The following is a 16,330-nucleotide window of genomic DNA, read 5'->3' as shown; positions in this document are numbered from 1 at the left end:
TAAAATACGTTCAGCATCTTCAAGCTTTGCATCTCTTACTAATATATCCATAACTGTTCCTCCGTCAATTCCGATTTACTGGGCTAAGCCGAGTATACCATACTCTCCAATGAAAGAACACCCCCGATATAGTGAAATTTTGCCATTTTCCTGCGTACGTGCGTACCCGCGCCGCAGGGATTCTAAGGGGCTTGACCACTTAGCACACGGACTTTGGCACAAAGTCTAGTGTGTTACACCTTGCCAGAGGTGTACAGGCTCCCGGTACGCACGTACACAGCGATTGCCCCCAATGCGTCATATAGGGTGACAACCAAGTTCGCACAAAGCGAACTTGATCCCGCAAAACAAAAGGCAGGATACCACCGTCATGGTGATACCCTGCCTTTGTTCGTTCCTGTTTACCGTTCCGAGTAGTCCTTTCTCAGAACCTCTTGCAAACAAAAAACGTACCCGAACCCTTTTTCATAAAGAATCGGGTTCGAGTACGAACTGTATGGTGGACGGTACAGGACTCGAACCTGTGACCTCCTGCACGTCAAGCAGATGCTCTACCAGCTGAGCTAACCGTCCATGTCATATCGACTTGGATAGTTTACCACAGCTTTTTGCAAAAAGCAAGACCTTTTGTGCTTTTTTATGCGTTCTTTTTTACTTTTCCGGCGAGAGTGCCCGGCGGATGATATCGTACAGCACCGGCTTCATGGCGTCGATGTTGTCCGGCTTGCCCTCCAGAATGCTGGAATAGCACACCGACATACACATACTGCCAAGGGCCGTGATGCGCTGGTAGACCTCCCGCTCGGTGCGGCCGGCCATCTCCGGGCTGGAAAGCACGATGGCCAGCAGCTTGCGCATCAGGGGCTCGGCTTCCCTGCTGGCTTCGATCTGGTCCAGCCCGGGCCAAACGAAGTTGCGCTCCAAGAACCGCAGCACCAGCGCATCCTGCCGCAGCGCCTCGATGATATGGTCGATGACGAACACCACCTGTGCGGTAAAGTCGGGCAGCTCGGGGTGCTGCTCGACCGCAAGGCAGGCATCGCTCAGCAGCTGGTAGCTCACCCGCCCCAGCAGCGCCTGCATCACCGCGCCCTTATCCTGAAAATACAGATAAAACGTGCCTTTGCCCACCTTTGCCCGGCTGGTGATATCCTCCACGCTGGTCTTGGCGGTGCCCCGCTCCAGAAACAGCTCGTAGGCTGCATCCAGCAGGGCGCGGCGCTTTTCCTGTTTCTTACCTTCCACGGTGCTCATGCTCTGGGTAGATTCCTCTTTTCTCTGAATTTAGACGCAGGTATGTGCTGCGTCCGGCCTGTGCTACTTAGTTTAGCAGTCCTTTGCCGTTTGTGCAAGCCCGATTTCTTATACAATTTTTTGCAGGTGATAAAAAAACTGACTTTCAGTCACTTTTCCTGCTTGACACACTGTCCGGGGTGGATATAATAGTGTTTGCCCGGAAGATGACCAGCAGTCAGTTTTGCGGGCGTTCCCAATCAACTTTCTATTCTGGAGGGTTCTCATGAAAAAGATCGCACAAGGCATCGTGCGTCTGCGCAAGCTGATCTTAACAGTGGCCGTGCTGCTGTTGATCCCTTCCGCGATCGGCGCCATTGCCACCCGCATCAATTATGACATCCTCACCTACCTGCCGCAGGATCTGGACTCCATGATCGGCGAGGTAGCCCTTGAGGACGATTTCCATCTGGCCTCCACCGGTATGATCACGGTAGAGGGCCTGCCAACCAATGAACTCATCGCCATGAAAAAGGAGATCGAAGACGTGCCCGGCGTCACCCAGACCTTCTGGCTCAGCGATGTGATCGACCCCAACATCCCCACCGCCATGCTGCCTGCCGATGTGCAGCAGTTCATGTTCGGCAAAAACGATTCCACCATGCTGATCGTCCGCTTTGACGCCCCCAGCGCCAGCGACGAGACCATGGAAGCCGTCAAGCAGATCGAAAAGCTGCTGCGTAAGGACTGCTTCTTCGGCGGCATGAGCGTCATTCTGCAGGACACCAAGGCGCTGGTCAATCAGGAAATGCCCCTGTACATCTTAATCGCTGTGGGTGCCAGCCTGCTGGTGCTGTTCCTCTCGCTGGAAAGCACCCTCACCCCGCTGCTGTTCATGCTGGGTCTGCTGTTCCCCATCGCGTACAACTTCGGCACCAACATCTTTTTGGGGCAGATCAGTTACATCACCGAGGCGCTTGCCACTGTGCTGCAGCTGGGCGTTACGATGGACTTCTCTATCTTCCTGCTGCACCGTTATGAGGAAGAAAAGGAGCTGCGCTCCTCCAATGAGGAGGCCATGACCAGCGCTATCTGCAAGACCATGACCTCCATCTCCGCTTCCAGCCTGACCACCATTGCAGGCTTCCTTGCACTGTGCGCCATGCGTCTGACGCTGGGCCGCGATATCGGCCTTGTCATGGCAAAGGGCGTGGCACTGGGCGTCATCTGCACCGTGGTCATCCTGCCCTCTTTGATCCTTACCTTTGATAAGTGGGTGGAAAAATACAAGCACCGCACCGTTATCCCCCGGCTGACCAAGCTGAGCTACTTTGTTTCCAAGCACGCAGCGCCCATCGTGGCCGTCTTTATCCTCATCCTCATCCCCTTTGCCATTGCGCAGAACAAGACCAGCGTGTACTACACCCTGTTCGATTCCCTGCCCCAGGACCTGACCGGCATCGTGGGCACCAACAAGCTGGGCGAGGACTTCGGCATGACCACCAGCCACTTCATTCTGGTGCATGACGATCTGACCGCTACGCAGGTGTCCGACCTGTGCGATGAGCTGAAGGACGTGGACGGCATCACGCAGGTGGTAAGTCTGGATTCCATTACCGGCCCCGGCTTTGACACCGAGCTGCTGCCCGACAGCGTGATGGAGATCCTGCAGTCCGGCGGCTACAAGCTGATCCTTGCCAACAGCTCCTACAAGACCGGCACTGACGCCATCAACAGCCAGCTGGACGAGATGATCGGCCTGATCAAAAACGTAGACCCCGAGGGCGTCATCACCGGTGAAGGCGCTATGACCAAAGACCTGATCGAGGTGGCAGACGTGGACTTCAAGAACGTCAACGTCTGGTCGATCATGGCCGTTCTGGTCATCATCGCCATCTCCTTCAAGAGCATTTCCATCCCGGTGCTGCTGGTCGCCAGCATCGAAGCCGCTATCGCCATCAATATGGGCATCCCGTACTTTACCGGTACGCAGCTGCCCTTCATCGCCAGCATCGTCATCGGCACTATCCAGCTGGGCGCTACCGTGGACTACTCCATCCTGATGACCACCCGTTATCACGAGGAGCGTGCCTTTGGCCGCACCCCCAAGGAAGCTGCCCAGCAGTCGCTGGAGCATTGCAGTCAGTCCATTCTGACCAGCGGCTTGACCTTCTTTGCCGCTACGGTCGGCGTGGCCGCCATCAGTAAGATGGAGCTGCTGCGGAGCATCTGCCTGCTGATCTCCCGCGGCGCGCTGATCAGTATGCTGGTCATTCTGGTGGTGCTGCCCGCCGCCCTGATGCTGTGTGACTGGCTCATCCGCCACACCACCCTGAAATGGATGGTACCTGAATCTGCCAACGCCAAGAAGTCTGAAAAGGAGTAATGCGTTATGAAAAAATCGCTTCGTTTCGCCAGTGCGGCGCTGGCAGTTGCCCTTGCCGCCAGCTGTGCAGCCCCGGCTTTTGCCGCAGGCGGCAGCAGCTTTACCAAGTCTGAGACCGTGTACGCTGTGATGAACGCCGATGGCTCCATCCAGAGCACCACCGTCAGCGAGCACGTTTACAGCGCCTCCGGTCTGTCCAATGTGACCGACCAGAGCACCCTGACCAATATCCAGAACACCGAGAGCAGCGCCGCGTTCACACAGGACGGCGAAAAGCTGGTGTGGAACACCGACGATACCGATGTGTATTATAAAGGTGACACCGACCGCGCCCTGCCCATTCAGGCTGCCGTCACCTACGCGCTGGACGGTCAGGAAGCCGCACTGGAAGATCTGATCGGCAAGAGCGGTCATCTGACCATGACCATCGCCCTGAAGAACAACGAGACCGACACCGTGAACGTGAACGGCACCGACCGCACCATCGTTACCCCGCTGGTCACCGCTGTGGGCGTGATCTTCGGGCAGGATGCCACCAACGTGGTGGCTGCCCACGGTCTGGTGGAAAGCGCTGCCAAGAGCAATGTGGCTGCCTTTGTCACCCTGCCGGGCGTGAAGGATTCTCTGTCCGGTCTGCTGCCGGACGAACTGGACACCATCGAGGACTATCTGCAGGACACCATCACGGTGGAAGCAGATGTTACTGAGCTGACCTGCCCGCAGGTGATGATGGCCTGCGCCACCAGCGCTGCGGCTCTGGGCACCGACAATGTGTTTGACCTGAGCAGCATCAACGACCTGACCGATGGCATCAACCAGCTGAACGATGCCATGAGCCAGCTGCTGGACGGCGCTTCTCAGCTGGAGGACGGTACCAGTCAGTTGGCCAGCGGTGTGCTGGCACTGCTGGACGGTGCCAACACCCTGAACAATGGTGCAGCCGCACTGGACGAGGGTCTGGGGCAGCTGACCACCGGTCTGGACACCCTGAGCGCCAACAACAGCGCCCTGAACAGCGGCGCACAGCAGGTGGCGGACGGCGTGCTGGCTTCTGCCAACAAGACCCTGAAAGAGGGCGGTCTGATCGACACCGACATGACTTGGGACAACTACGCCGCCGTCATCGACAACATTCTGACCATGAACGACAAGACGCTGGCTGCCGGCCGCCGCAAGATGGTGCGTACCATCTGGGAGCAGGCTCCCAGCTTCAAGGACAGCCAGCTGGATCTGGCACTGTACCTTTCCGCTACCAAGACGAACCATGATCTGGAGGCCGCTCTGCACCTGATGCAGAACTACGATCCCTCCATGCTGTGCGGTCTGGTGCAGCTGCTGACCAGTCAGGAAGCCAAGGACACCGCCAAGGCAGAGCTGAAGTATCAGGTAGAGAACAGTCAGGATATCGCCGATGTGCGTGCCCTGAAGGACAGCCTTTCCAAGATCCAGCTGTTTGTTTCCAGCGTGGGTCAGTACACCGCCGGTGTGCAGACCGCCGCAGACGGCGCACACTCTGCCAAGGACGGCAGCGCACAGCTTGCCGCCGGTACCAAGACCCTGTATGACGGTGTGAACACCCTGAACGAGGGCGCAAGCCAGCTGAACGACGGCACCCATCAGCTGAACGACGGTCTGAACCAGTTCAACGAGGAGGGCATCTCCAAGCTGACCGGCGCACTGGATCAGGATCAGCTGCACGGTCTCAAGACTGTGCTGGACGAGATGACCGACCGGCTGGAAAGCTACACCAGCTTTGCCGGTGCACCCGAGGACGCCGAGAGCAGCGTGAAGTTCGTCTACAAGACCGCCGAGACCGTGGCCGCTGCCGACAACGTTGTGGCGGAGACCGAGACGGTGAAGGAGGGCAACATCTTCACCCGCCTGTGGCAGCGCATCGTGGACCTGTTCAAGTTCTGATAACGCCAACATCCTTCCAGAATCGTATATAGATACACAAGAAGCGCCCCGCAGCCGAATGGCTGCGGGGCGCTTCTGTATTTATAATCCTTTAAAAATCAGCTTATTGCTTACTGGTCCTTTTCCACCATCATCTTGCTGGCTTTATAGATATCGCCGCAGCCGAGGGTGATGACCAGATCGCCGGGCTTGGCGTTCTGCTTTACCCAGTCGGCAGCTTCCTGCAGGCTGTTCACCAGCACGGAGCCGGGGATCTGCGCTGCCAGCTTTGCGCTGGTAATGGTGGGGTCGTTGGGCTCGCGGCTGCCCATGATGGGGGTCAGCACCGTGATGTCCGGGATCTTGAGCACATCCACAAAGTCGTTGAACAGCATCTTGGTGCGGCTGTATGTAAACGGCTGGTGGACGGCGATCAGGCGCTTGTAGCCCATCTCCTTGGCGGTGTTCAAGGTGGCGCGCAGCTCGGTGGGGTGGTGGGCGTAGTCATCGATGACCAGCGCACCGTTGCACTCGCCGTACACCTCAAAGCGGCGGCCTGCGCCCTTGAAGTTCAGGGCAGCTTCGGCGCACTGCTCTGCGCTCAGGCCCACAAAGCGGCACACGGCGCACATGGCCAGTGCATTATAAATATTGTGGCGACCGGGCACGGACAGACGGATGCGGGTGGTGTCGGTCGTATTCCACTCCTTCAGGTCGAACTCGAAGAAGCCGGGCTTATACTCGTTGATGTTGATAGCGCGATAGTCGGCGTGGTTGTCGATGGCAAAGGTGCGCACCCGGCGGTCCAACGTGTACATCACGTCCATGGTGTTCTTGTCGTCGGCGTTGGCAAAGATCATAAACTGGGTCATCAGGGCAAAGCGCTTGAAGGCGAACTTCAGCTCGCCCATGCTGCCGTAGTAGTCCAGATGGTCGTTGTCGATGTTCAGCACCACGGACAGGTAGGGGGTCAGCTTCAGGAAGGTCTCGGCAAACTCGCAGGCCTCAATAACGATATCATCGCCCTTGCCAGCCTTGCCGTAGCCGTTGATGAGGGGCAGTTTGCCGCCGATGACGGCAGAGGGGTCGCGGCCTGCCAGTTCCAGCGCAGTGGTGATCATGGAGGTGGTGGTGGTCTTGCCGTGGGTACCGGACACGCAGATGCTCTGCTTATACAGGCGGCTCACATAGCCCAGCAGCACGCTGCGCTCCACGGTGGGGATGCCATAGGAGGCGGCTGCGTTCAGTTCCACGTTATCCTTGGAGATGGCGGCAGAGTACACCACCATGTCTGCGCCGACAACGTTATCCGCATTGTGGCCAAGGCTGACCTTCACGCCCATCTCCCGCTCGTAGCGGATGATGCTGCCGTCCAGCACATCGCTGCCGGACAGCTCGTAGCCCTTGGCGGCAAGGATCTGGATCAGCGGGTACATTCCGCTGCCGCCGCAGCCGATAAAATGGATCTTCTTTACATGGTCCAGCAGATGCTGGCTATAATCCGAGTACATGAACATAGTAAGGCTCTCCTCCAAATATTAACGGCTGCAGCGCAGACCGATTCCTTCCAAATATGGGGACACACTCTTATTATATAATTTTTGCAGCATAAAATAAACAGGTAAGGCCGAATTTTCGGAAAGAACCATAATTTTTTTGTGAATTTTGTGATATGTGTACAACAAAATCCCAGCAGTATTACTTTGCCCGCCGCCGCAGAATCTCGTCCAGAATGGCATCGGCTACATCCGCCTTGCTCATCAAAGGCAGCTCCCGGGTGCCGTCCGGGGTGATGAAGGTGACCACGTTGGTATCCACCCCAAAGCCTGCACCGGCCACCTTGAGGTTGTTGGCCACCACCATGTCCAGATTCTTCTTGGCAAGCTTCGCGGAGGAGTTTTCCACAAGGTCCCGGGTCTCCATGGAAAAGCCGCACAGGAACTGGTGGGTCTTGCGGGGGCCGATGGTGCCAAGGATATCCTCGGTGCGCTCCACGGGGATAGAGAGGTCGCCCTCCTTCTTTTTGATCTTGTCGTTGGCCACGGTAGCGGGGCGGTAGTCCGCCACGGCGGCGGCCATGATGAGCACATCGGTGGTGTCAAAGCGACTTGTCACCGCCTCGTACATCTGCCGGGCGGTGGTCACCGGCACATCGGTGGTGAACTTGACCGGCGGCAGCGCGGTCTGTCCGTGGATCAGGGTCACTTCGGCGCCCCGCATGGCGGCGGCGCGGGCAAGGGCGTAGCCCATCTTGCCGGTGGAGTGGTTGGTCAGGTAGCGCACCGGGTCCAGCGCCTCCTGCGTAGGGCCGGCGGTCACCGCGACGCGTACCCCGGCTAAGTCCTTCGGGCGGGCGATGGTGTGCAGGATGTGCTCCAGCAGTACCTCCTCCTTGGGCAGGCGTCCGCTGCCCACGTCCTTGCAGGCCAGCACACCGCTTTCGGGGGGGATGACGGTAAAGCCGTACCGCTCCAGCGTGGCAAGGTTATCCTGCGTGATGGGGTTTTCCAGCATGCCGGTGTTCATGGCGGGGGCTACCAGCTTGGGGCACTTAGCGGCCAGCACCACGGTGGTAAGCATATCGTCCGCAATGCCGTGCGCCATTTTGGCAATGACGTTGGCGGTGGCAGGGGCGACTAAGATCACATCCGCTTTTTTTGCCAGCGAGATGTGGGTGACCTCAAACTTGAAATCCCGGTCAAAGGTGTCCACCATGCACTTGTGGCCGGTCAGGGTCTCAAAGGTGAGAGGGGTGATGAACTGGGTGGCGTTTTTGGTCATGATGACCTCCACATCCGCACCCAGCTTGCGCAGTGCACTGGCCACGTTGGCCATCTTATAGGCGGCAATGCCGCCGCTCACGCCCAGCAGGACGCACTTGCCGTTCAGATCCATGGTTTGTTTACCTCCCGGAAAAACAGTTCTTTTCCACATATCTTACCTTAGTATAATGCAAAACTTCCACCAGCACAACAAAATCTTTGCCGGGAACTTGTATCCGGCGCAAAAATGCGGTAAAATACGCTTGACAAAGAGCAAACCGGTTCTTTTCTTTTATTTTGAAAAGGAAAACAGAATTATGATCTTAGCCATTGATATAGGCAACACCACCGTCGCCCTTGGGGGCATCCGGGACGGACGTGTATGCTTTGTGGCGCGCATGGACACGGTGCGCACCCGCACGGCTGCGGAATATCGTGCCGAAATGGATAAAATATTTGCGCACCGCCGCCATCCGGAGCGTCCCATGCGCTTTGAAGGCGCGGTGCTCACCAGCGTAGTGCCCCAGATCACCGGGGCACTGGCCGAGTGCGCCCGCCACTACACCGGCAAAAAGCCGGTCATCGTTTCGCCGGACATCCGCACCGGGCTGACCATGGGGGTGGACGAGCCCCGCGCCGTGGGCAAGGACCGGCTGGTGGATGCCGCCTATGCGGCGGCAAACTTTCCGCTACCGGTCGTCACGGTAGACCTCGGCACCGCCACCACCTTTAATGTGGTGGACAAAGACCGGGTGTTCCGGGGCGGCGTGATCTGCCCCGGCCTTTCCACCGGGCTGCGCGCACTGGGTGAGCGCTGTGCCCAGCTGCCGCAGGTGCATCTGGGCTCCCCGAAAAAAGCCATCGGCACCAATACCGAAAGCTGTATGCTGTCCGGCTCGGTGCTGGGCACCGCCGTGCTCATTGACGGCATGGTGCAGCGCATTGAAGAGGAATTGGGCAGCCCGGCTACGCTGGTAGTCACCGGCGGACTGGCAAAGTACGTCACCCCGCTGTGCCGCCACCCCCTGACCTATGACCCCGAGCTGCTGATGAAGGGGCTGGCACTGCTGTACCAGCTGAACGCCCCGCAGGAGCACGGCCGCAGCCATGGCGGCGGCAGGCACTACGGTCAGCAGGGACGCCTCCGGGCAAAGCACCCGCACCCCAACCGCCGCACCCGCCGCGAGCCGGAGGCGCTGGTAGGCTGAGGGAACAAGAGGATAAGGGAGAGCATTATGAAACTGGGCATTCTTGGCACGGGTAAGATCGTGCAGGAATTTTTGCCATGGCTTGTGGAGCACACGCCGTTTACTGTGCAGGCGGTGTGCAGCACCCCGCGCTCGGCGGCAAAGGCCGCAGAGCTGTGTGCACAATATCAGATCCCGCAGCACACCACCAATTATTTTGAGCTTTTGCAGTGGGTGGACGCGGTCTACATCGCCGTGCCCAACTTACAGCACGCCCGCTACGCCCGGGTGGCACTGGAGGCAGGCAAGCACGTCATTGTGGAAAAGCCCATGGCGGTGACCGCCGCCGAGACCGAGGAGCTGGCTGCGCTGGCACAGCGCAAGCGGCTGTTCCTCTTTGAGGCGATGACCACCCAGTACCAGCCCAACTACGCCAAACTCCGGGAGCTGCTGCCCCGGGTGGGCACGGTACGCATGGTACAGTGCAGCTTCAGCCAGTATTCCAGCCGGTACGACGCCTTTTGCGCCGGGCAGACCCCGCTGGTGTTCGACCCGCTGTGCGCGGGCGGTGCACTGATGGATTTGGGCGTGTACAACGTCAGCTACATCGTGGGTCTGTTCGGTGAGCCCAACAAGGCGGTGTATGCCGCCAACATGGAGCGCAATATCGACACCAGCGGTGTGCTGATGATGGATTACAGCGGCTTCAAGGCGGTAAGCCTTGCCGCCAAGGACTGCGCAGCCCCTGCCCGCTGCATCATTCAGGGCACGAAGGGCTACATCCTGCAAAAATCCACCCCGAACTACTGCGGCGGTGTGACCTTCCATCCCAACGAGGGCAAGGAGGAGCACTACAACCTGAACGGGGATTGTCCCCGGCAGGCGGCAGAGTTCGAGGCCTTTTACCGCGCCATGACCGCCGGAGACCAGGAGCTGTGCGCCCGCATGCTGGATACCAGCATCGCGGTGAGCCGGGTACTCACGGTGGCGCGCCGTAGCGCCGGGGTGCGCTTCCCCGGTGACAGATTTTAACGCATTTTTCTCTGGAACACGCCCTGACAACCACGCGCTTCCAAAGATTTGAATATTCACCTAAAACCCGCACAGAGCGGGCAGGTTTGCGCCGTATCCGACAACAAAGGGCGGAACGGCAGCAGGAGGAAAACTGAATTATGAAGAATACCAATACCAAGACTCTGACTCGTGTGGCCCTGCTGGTGGCCATTGAACTGGTGATGAAGCTTGTCGGTCTGGGCAGTGTGCCCGTGGGCCCGCTGTACATGAGCTTCCTCACCCTGCCCATCGCCGTGGGCGCCATCACCATGGGCCCCGCCGTGGGTGCCCTGCTGGGCGGCGTGTTCGGCGCTGTGAGCTTCTACGATGCCATCACCGGCGCCTCTGCCATGACCGGCGCACTGTTCCAGGTCAGCCCGCTGAACACCTTTATCCTGTGCGTAGGTATGCGTGTGCTCATGGGTCTGTGCTGCGGCCTGATCTTCAAGGCTCTGCAGAAGCTGGACAAGTCCCGCACCTGGAGCTACATCCTCAGCGCCATGACCGCACCCGCCCTGAACACCCTGTTCTTCATGGGCTACATCGTGCTGGCTTTCTACGGCTGCGACTATGTGCAGAATCTGGTGTCCGTCAAGGGCGCTGCCAACCCCTTCATGTTCGTAGTGCTGCTGGTTGGCGTGCAGGGCGTAGCCGAATTTCTGGTGTCCGGCATTCTGGGCGGCATCGTCGCCCGCGCCGTGGCAAAGTTCCTGAAGTAAGCCCGGCTGCGCACCATGTCAGGGCGGCGCATCCGTGTTTAGAATAGAAAAATGAATGCTCCTCCGGCAACTGCCGGAGGAGTTTTTTGTTGGGAACGGCTCCAATATCCTTCCTGTGAAAATGCAATGCCGGAGCGTCTGAGGACGCTCCGGCATTGCTCTATTCACAAAAATATCGTCCCGCCTGCCCGGCAGCCTTTACTTCTTTTCCCGCAGCTGTTCCAGATAGCCGTCGGCCTTGATAGCCTCCGGGGTGAAGGAGTTATTCTTCCACCAGCCCACAAGGGCGGCGGTCACGGTCAGGCCGGTGGTCACCAGCTGCTCCACGGTGGCGCTCTCGATGGGCAGCATGGGCTTGCCGCAGGCGCTCAGCACCTGATTGGTCAGTGCCAGCGCCAGCGCAGCCGTGCGTGCCAGGGTGGCGGCAGAAATTTTGCAATGGGTATCGTTCATAGGTTCAGTTCCTCTCTTTCTCCAAATCTGCGATGCGGTGGTTGGCCACCTTCATCTGTTCTTCTAAAATGGGTACGCGGCGGGCAAAGTTGTTATGCTCCCGCACCTCCCGGGTCAGTTCTTCCAGCTTGGTGTCGGTCACCGCCTGGCTTTTTCCGTTGGCGATCAGCACGCCGATCAGGGTCACCACGCCTGCAATGATGGCTGAGATGATGCCTGTCATCGCGCTCACCCCCTCCACCGGGCTTTGTCTGCCCGGGTATCCACGTGCACCCAGCCGGCGGCGCGGCCCGCCTTGACGGGGTAGCGTCCCACGCCGCCCCGGTCCGGCATCAGGCTTTCTGCGTAGGCGGCCACGTCCTCCACGCTCACGTCCTGCACCCGGATATCCGCTGCCCGGCCATACAGGTGCTGGCTGAACTTTGCCCCGCCTGCCTTGGCGTTGTGTGCCGGGGTGCGGTAGGCGCTGGTGATCGTCACCGGTTTTCCGAAGTGCTCCCGGATACGCTCCAGCAGTTCTGCCAGCGCCGTGTCGATGAAGACAGGGTCGCTGCCGTCCTTGCAGCGGAACTCCCGCACACAGAAGTGCGGCGAGAGGGCGGTGCTGCCGTCCCGGGCAAGAGAATACGCTTGCAATGCCATCGTGCGCCCCCTTACAGCCGTTTCAGCAGCGCTGCGATGGGCTCTGCATAAAACCGCTCGTAGCCCGCTGCGTTGGGGTGGGTGCCGTCGCTGGTGTACTTATCGCCCAGTTCGCTGACGCCGTGTTTTCCCATAGGCGGGGTGGCCTCCGCAATGTCAACGTAGGGCACGCCCCATTTTTTCAGCGCCGCAAGGATGGCAGGCTTATAGGTCTTGTACCAGTTTTCGCTGCCTGCAAACATCCCGCCGTGCGGGAATACATAGGCCACGCACTTGTCGCTGTAATTCGTTGCCAGATCGTCCAGCATCTTCTCCAGTGCGCCGGTCATGGTCGTTTCATCGTAGGCAGCGGCAAACCCATCGGTCAAGGTACCCACAGGGGCGTTGTTCCAGGCATCATTCACGCCGCCCTCCAACAGGATGTAGTCTGCCTTTGCAAGCGCTGTGGAGTTTGTCACCACCGTGCTGATGCAGCCGCGCGTGCCGCCGTATACCTTATCGGTAATATTCGGGGTCAGCGTTGCGCCGTCCACCGCTTCATTGGTCAGGGTCATGCCGTACTTGTCTGCGATACATTTGCCGTAGCCGCCTGCGCTGCCCTTGCCGTAGGCGATGCTGTCACCCGCAACGTACAGCGTTTTTCCCGCCAGCGGGCTGATGATCTGACCGTTGATGTCAAACACTTCCATTTTACCACTCCTTCTCGATGTAATCGTTCACCTTGTCGTCACTCAGCAGGCCTTTATACACCTTGCACTGGTACAGCGTACCCAACCAGAACTGCTGCTTTTTGCTGCCGTCCGCGCTCTGCGCCGCACCGATCAGGAAGGTCTGGGGCACATCTATGATTGTGCCGTTTGTGGTTTTCCACTCGGTCAGCGGGCAGTAGGTACTGCCGCCGCGATATTTTCTGCCGTCGATCTGCACTGCATACCGCGTACGGGTCTTGAGGTGTTCGATGCTGTCCGACAGGGTCACGCCGCCGTAGTTGTAGTATGCGAACTCGGTCTTATTGTTCAGCGGGCTGCTGGTGGAGTTGAAGCCGGGCAGATTGTCGGTATCGCCGGTCTCGGTCAGGCAGTGCAGGAAGGCAGGCCATGTGTTGGCATTAAAGTCGTCCCCCGCTTTCGCATCCACTAGGATCGTGTATTGCGGCGTCTCGGTGGAGGCGTGCTCCAGCAGCTTCAGGCCGGTGTCCAGTCCCTGGGTCAGCACGGTCTCGCCGGGCAGACTGTAGATCAGCTGTGCTGTCTCCACTACTTCCACCGTTACCGTGCAGCTTGCACTCTTACCGCCTGCTGTGGCAGTCACGGTGCAGTTACCTGCTTTGATGCCTGTCACCACGCCGTTTGTCACAGTGGCAAAGCCGGCAGGCAGAACGCTCCACACCACCGCCCTGTCGGTTGCGTTCGCGGGCAGCACGGTGGCCGTCAGGGTCTTGCTCTCGCTCTCGTTCAGGGTCATGGTCACGGCGCTCAGGCTCACGCTCTGCACCGGAACTTCCTGTGCACTGCCGCCCCACTCTGCACGCAGAGCATTCAGGGTGGGCTGCATCGTGTCGGTCTTATAGGCTGCATTTTCAAACAGGTTCAGCAGCAGCGCCTTTGCGTTGGCGGTAAAGCCCTCGCCCGGGTCACCTTTTGCACCCGCCGGGCCGGGGTCGCCCTTTTCTCCCTTGTCGCCTTTTTCGCCCTGCGTTCCGGCAGCATTGGCAATGCCTGCTTCCATGTGGTTCAGCTGGGCAGCCGTCAGGGTCTGGCCGTCCACAAAATTCTGTTTTACGTAGCTCATTTGTTCCTCCCTAAGATCATTTTTCCAAGGATCGCCTGCCCCAGCACGGCAAAAACGTTCTCCTTCGGCGGCTGCGGGTTGCCCCACAGCGTCGCCAGACGGTCACAGGCATCCATGGCTGCGTCATTGCCCGCCGCCAGAAGCCGCAGCACTGCCAGCAGCGCCTGTTTTTCCGCAGTGGTAATGCCGCCGCCTGTGCCCAGCAGCCCCACCAGCGCCTCCCACGCAGGCGTAGCCGGGGCAGGCATCGCGCCATCTGCCGTGCCGCTGTTGGCGCATACTTTGCACCGCACATCAGCGCTGGTCACGGTGCGGCTGCCGTCCGTGCCCTCAAAGGTGAGGCAGCCCGCACCGGGCACGGCCGTCACCGCCGCCGGAACCTCCAGAACGCCGTTTTCCACAAGCTGGGCTGCACTTGCACCGGGGGTGTGCCAATGGGCGCACACGGTCAGTCCCTTCCACTCGCCCCGCTGCTCGATACGCAGCCGGTAGTTGCCCCGGTTGCCCGCATACCCCAGCAGCAGCTGCCCGCCGGGCACGGCTGCCGCGCCGTTTTTGTCCAGCCGGATGGTCATCTCGTTCATGCCGCACCACCCTTACACATACTGGTAGCCCTCTACGTTGAAGGGATACTCAAAGCTGAGACTCGTGTCCGTTCTCACAACGCCTATGCTCAGCACGCCGCTGTCTGCAAAGCTGATCCTTACAGGCGCTGCGCCGCTGCACTTGACGCCGTTGCTCAGATCAGAGCTTGTGCCGCCCACCATGGCCACCGCTGTGCCGCCCCGCACGATGCGGGTGCTGCCGTAGTCCGCAGCAGCGGCGACCGGGTTTGCGCCGTTTTCTGCCGTGGGTGCCACCATCCGCACCACAATGTAATTCACCGTGCCCGGCACGGTCAGGCTCGTGGCAGATTTGCCCGCAACGCCTGCGCCGGTGTAGACCAGTTTTCCATCCATATTCATCATCCTTTCCAGTCGTTCCAGTTTTTCTGTCAGGCTAAAGCCCAGTACCGCGTTCAGGTTTTCTCTGGTCACCTCCAATGTTCCGTCTGCGCCCACAGTCACTCCCCGCCCGGCCTTTACGCCGCCCAGCACGGCGGCGGTGGCACACGGCAGCGTGTAGGCCGTGCCGAATTTCCGGTCAGCTTCGGCCTTGGAGTAGAACCGGTCATCTGCGCCCAGCTGCAGCAGCGCTGCCGCCTTTTCCTGCGCCGACCAGCCCGCCGCCCCGGCGGCGCTGGTCAGCGCTTTTTTTACGCCGTAGGGCAGCAACGCCGGGGTCAGGGGCGCATAGGCTTCGGTCATGCGGTCCAGCTGTGCCGCTGTGGCGGGCACGGTGGTCAGGGTGGCGTCTGCCCGCACCGCAACACCGTACTGCCCGTCTGCACGCACTGCGCCGGACGTTTTCGCTGTGGGCACGGTCTCGCTGCGCACATAGGGGCGCAGATCCGGCAGCGGGGTCGTGTCCGTCTGCACCGCACCGGTGGCACTATTCACGCTGAGGATGCGCACCACCGCGCCGGGCAAAGGCTGTGCCGGGCGCGGCACAGCCGCCACATCCTGTGCGGTCAGCCGCACCGCGCCGCCCTTGCCGTTCACGCTCAGCACCCGTCCATCGGCAGGGGCATAGCTCTCGGCCCGCAGCGCAGCGGCCTCCGCCCGCTTTGCGCAGGCGTCGGCATCGGTGCGGTCGGCAAGGATCTTGTCCGCAGCCTTTTGCGCCAGCGCCGCCTGCACGGCCGTGTCTGCCGCACCGTTCTCGGCGCGGCGGGCGCTCTCCGCTGCGGCGCGGGCGCTTTCCAGCACGCGCGCCACGAACTGCTCGTACACCGAGGGCGGCAGCTCCTCACTGCCGCCGTCCGTGGGCAGGGTGGCGTACACGTCGTAGCTGCCGGGGCGGGTGTAGGCGGTGTAGCCGCTGCTGCCCATGGCGGCCAGCATCCACTGTCCCCGCACACTGCCGGTCAGGCGGCGGTCCACCGTCACGCTGCCGTCGGTGTCCAGCGGAATGGCGGCCAGCTGCACCCCGTCGCTGCGGCGCAGGTACAGCGCCAGGGTGCACCCCGCCCACGCTGCGGGCAGGATGAACTGCAGCCGGTCCACCCCCTCGGCGTTCTGTGCGCCAAGGTGCAGCCGGTGCGGGCTGGGCACAAATTCGGTGCCGCCGCACTGCTGTTCAAGGATCTCGATCTCCATGCAAAACCTC

15 protein-coding genes and 1 tRNA gene are annotated in these 16,330 nt (G+C 60.1%); 5 read left to right on the top strand and 11 right to left on the bottom strand.

What is annotated here, in order from left to right:
- Positions 1-497: 497 nt before the first annotated feature.
- Together C7J97_RS12975 and C7J97_RS12970 are read right to left on the bottom strand one after the other, a co-directional pair.
- A tRNA-Val gene (locus C7J97_RS12975) sits at positions 498-573 on the bottom strand.
- A 78-nt stretch (positions 574-651) separates the two neighbouring features.
- The gene (locus C7J97_RS12970; protein WP_113993190.1) at positions 652-1,254 is read right to left on the bottom strand and encodes a TetR/AcrR family transcriptional regulator; all 603 of its coding nucleotides are present in this window, start codon (positions 1,252-1,254) and stop codon (positions 652-654) included.
- Between the two features lie 265 nt (positions 1,255-1,519).
- On the opposite strand from C7J97_RS12970, the gene C7J97_RS12965 reads away from it, so the two are divergent.
- Both C7J97_RS12965 and C7J97_RS12960 read left to right on the top strand, forming a co-directional pair.
- Positions 1,520-3,619: an efflux RND transporter permease subunit gene (locus tag C7J97_RS12965; RefSeq protein ID WP_113993189.1), complete on the top strand. Its 2,100-nt coding sequence runs from the start codon at positions 1,520-1,522 to the stop codon at positions 3,617-3,619.
- A 6-nt stretch (positions 3,620-3,625) separates the two neighbouring features.
- Positions 3,626-5,536 carry a hypothetical protein gene (locus C7J97_RS12960; protein ID WP_113993188.1) on the top strand — a complete coding sequence of 637 codons (1,911 nt, stop codon included), beginning with the start codon at positions 3,626-3,628 and terminating at the stop codon, positions 5,534-5,536.
- 110 nt (positions 5,537-5,646) lie between these two features.
- On the opposite strand, the gene murC is transcribed toward C7J97_RS12960, so the two are convergent.
- Complete coding sequence (gene murC, locus C7J97_RS12955; RefSeq protein WP_113993187.1) at positions 5,647-7,032, bottom strand: UDP-N-acetylmuramate--L-alanine ligase; 1,386 nt, start codon at positions 7,030-7,032, stop codon at positions 5,647-5,649.
- Between the two features lie 181 nt (positions 7,033-7,213).
- The gene (coaBC, locus tag C7J97_RS12950; RefSeq protein WP_113993186.1) at positions 7,214-8,410 is read right to left on the bottom strand and encodes a bifunctional phosphopantothenoylcysteine decarboxylase/phosphopantothenate--cysteine ligase CoaBC; all 1,197 of its coding nucleotides are present in this window, start codon (positions 8,408-8,410) and stop codon (positions 7,214-7,216) included.
- A 184-nt stretch (positions 8,411-8,594) separates the two neighbouring features.
- On the opposite strand from coaBC, the gene C7J97_RS12945 reads away from it, so the two are divergent.
- From C7J97_RS12945 to C7J97_RS12935, 3 genes are all read left to right on the top strand, one after another.
- Entirely contained in the window at positions 8,595-9,485 is an 891-nt protein-coding gene (locus C7J97_RS12945) for a type III pantothenate kinase (RefSeq protein ID WP_113621529.1), read from the top strand.
- Between the two features lie 27 nt (positions 9,486-9,512).
- Positions 9,513-10,496, top strand: a complete 984-nt coding sequence (locus tag C7J97_RS12940; RefSeq protein WP_113993185.1) for a Gfo/Idh/MocA family protein — start codon at positions 9,513-9,515, stop codon at positions 10,494-10,496.
- A 140-nt stretch (positions 10,497-10,636) separates the two neighbouring features.
- Complete coding sequence (locus tag C7J97_RS12935) at positions 10,637-11,236, top strand: ECF transporter S component (RefSeq protein WP_097783036.1); 600 nt, start codon at positions 10,637-10,639, stop codon at positions 11,234-11,236.
- A 198-nt stretch (positions 11,237-11,434) separates the two neighbouring features.
- Here C7J97_RS12935 and C7J97_RS12930 read toward each other — a convergent pair whose 3' ends face one another.
- From C7J97_RS12930 to C7J97_RS12900, 7 genes are read right to left on the bottom strand one after another with little or no spacing between them, the layout of a single operon-like run.
- Complete coding sequence (locus C7J97_RS12930) at positions 11,435-11,689, bottom strand: phage holin (protein WP_113993184.1); 255 nt, start codon at positions 11,687-11,689, stop codon at positions 11,435-11,437.
- 4 nt (positions 11,690-11,693) lie between these two features.
- Complete coding sequence (locus tag C7J97_RS12925; protein ID WP_113993183.1) at positions 11,694-11,912, bottom strand: hypothetical protein; 219 nt, start codon at positions 11,910-11,912, stop codon at positions 11,694-11,696.
- A 5-nt stretch (positions 11,913-11,917) separates the two neighbouring features.
- A complete protein-coding gene (locus C7J97_RS12920) occupies positions 11,918-12,331 on the bottom strand; it encodes a YcbK family protein (protein ID WP_113621530.1) in 414 nt (137 codons plus the stop codon).
- Between the two features lie 11 nt (positions 12,332-12,342).
- On the bottom strand, positions 12,343-13,020 hold the full coding sequence (locus C7J97_RS12915; RefSeq protein ID WP_113993182.1) for an SGNH/GDSL hydrolase family protein: 678 nt from the start codon (positions 13,018-13,020) through the stop codon (positions 12,343-12,345).
- Between the two features lies 1 nt (position 13,021).
- Positions 13,022-14,122 (bottom strand): Ig-like domain-containing protein, encoded by a 1,101-nt coding sequence (locus C7J97_RS12910; RefSeq protein WP_113993181.1) that lies wholly within the window; start codon positions 14,120-14,122, stop codon positions 13,022-13,024.
- Entirely contained in the window at positions 14,119-14,706 is a 588-nt protein-coding gene (locus C7J97_RS12905) for a hypothetical protein (RefSeq protein WP_113993180.1), read from the bottom strand. Before C7J97_RS12905 ends, C7J97_RS12910 begins: the two co-directional genes overlap by 4 nt.
- A gap of 12 nt (positions 14,707-14,718) precedes the next feature.
- Positions 14,719-16,320 carry a hypothetical protein gene (locus tag C7J97_RS12900; protein WP_113993179.1) on the bottom strand — a complete coding sequence of 534 codons (1,602 nt, stop codon included), beginning with the start codon at positions 16,318-16,320 and terminating at the stop codon, positions 14,719-14,721.
- Between the last annotated feature and the right edge of the window lie 10 nt (positions 16,321-16,330).

Source organism: Faecalibacterium prausnitzii, from assembly GCF_003324185.1.
Taxonomy (GTDB): Bacteria; Bacillota; Clostridia; order Oscillospirales; family Ruminococcaceae; genus Faecalibacterium; species Faecalibacterium prausnitzii.
The sequence above is the reverse complement of the archived record's forward strand: the minus strand, read 5'-3'. Positions and strand labels throughout refer to the sequence as shown.

Excerpts from the sequence above, each read along its gene's own strand:
- C7J97_RS12970 (WP_113993190.1), bottom strand. The coding sequence starts at position 1,254 with ATGAGCACCGTGGAAGGTAAGAAACAGGAAAAGCGCCGCGCCCTGCTG.
- C7J97_RS12965 (WP_113993189.1), top strand. The coding sequence starts at position 1,520 with ATGAAAAAGATCGCACAAGGCATCGTGCGTCTGCGCAAGCTGATCTTA.
- C7J97_RS12960 (WP_113993188.1), top strand. The coding sequence starts at position 3,626 with ATGAAAAAATCGCTTCGTTTCGCCAGTGCGGCGCTGGCAGTTGCCCTT.
- murC (WP_113993187.1), bottom strand. The coding sequence starts at position 7,032 with ATGTTCATGTACTCGGATTATAGCCAGCATCTGCTGGACCATGTAAAG.
- coaBC (WP_113993186.1), bottom strand. The coding sequence starts at position 8,410 with ATGGATCTGAACGGCAAGTGCGTCCTGCTGGGCGTGAGCGGCGGCATT.
- C7J97_RS12945 (WP_113621529.1), top strand. The coding sequence starts at position 8,595 with ATGATCTTAGCCATTGATATAGGCAACACCACCGTCGCCCTTGGGGGC.
- C7J97_RS12940 (WP_113993185.1), top strand. The coding sequence starts at position 9,513 with ATGAAACTGGGCATTCTTGGCACGGGTAAGATCGTGCAGGAATTTTTG.
- C7J97_RS12935 (WP_097783036.1), top strand. The coding sequence starts at position 10,637 with ATGAAGAATACCAATACCAAGACTCTGACTCGTGTGGCCCTGCTGGTG.
- C7J97_RS12930 (WP_113993184.1), bottom strand. The coding sequence starts at position 11,689 with ATGAACGATACCCATTGCAAAATTTCTGCCGCCACCCTGGCACGCACG.
- C7J97_RS12925 (WP_113993183.1), bottom strand. The coding sequence starts at position 11,912 with ATGACAGGCATCATCTCAGCCATCATTGCAGGCGTGGTGACCCTGATC.
- C7J97_RS12920 (WP_113621530.1), bottom strand. The coding sequence starts at position 12,331 with ATGGCATTGCAAGCGTATTCTCTTGCCCGGGACGGCAGCACCGCCCTC.
- C7J97_RS12915 (WP_113993182.1), bottom strand. The coding sequence starts at position 13,020 with ATGGAAGTGTTTGACATCAACGGTCAGATCATCAGCCCGCTGGCGGGA.
- C7J97_RS12910 (WP_113993181.1), bottom strand. The coding sequence starts at position 14,122 with ATGAGCTACGTAAAACAGAATTTTGTGGACGGCCAGACCCTGACGGCT.
- C7J97_RS12905 (WP_113993180.1), bottom strand. The coding sequence starts at position 14,706 with ATGAACGAGATGACCATCCGGCTGGACAAAAACGGCGCGGCAGCCGTG.
- C7J97_RS12900 (WP_113993179.1), bottom strand. The coding sequence starts at position 16,320 with ATGGAGATCGAGATCCTTGAACAGCAGTGCGGCGGCACCGAATTTGTG.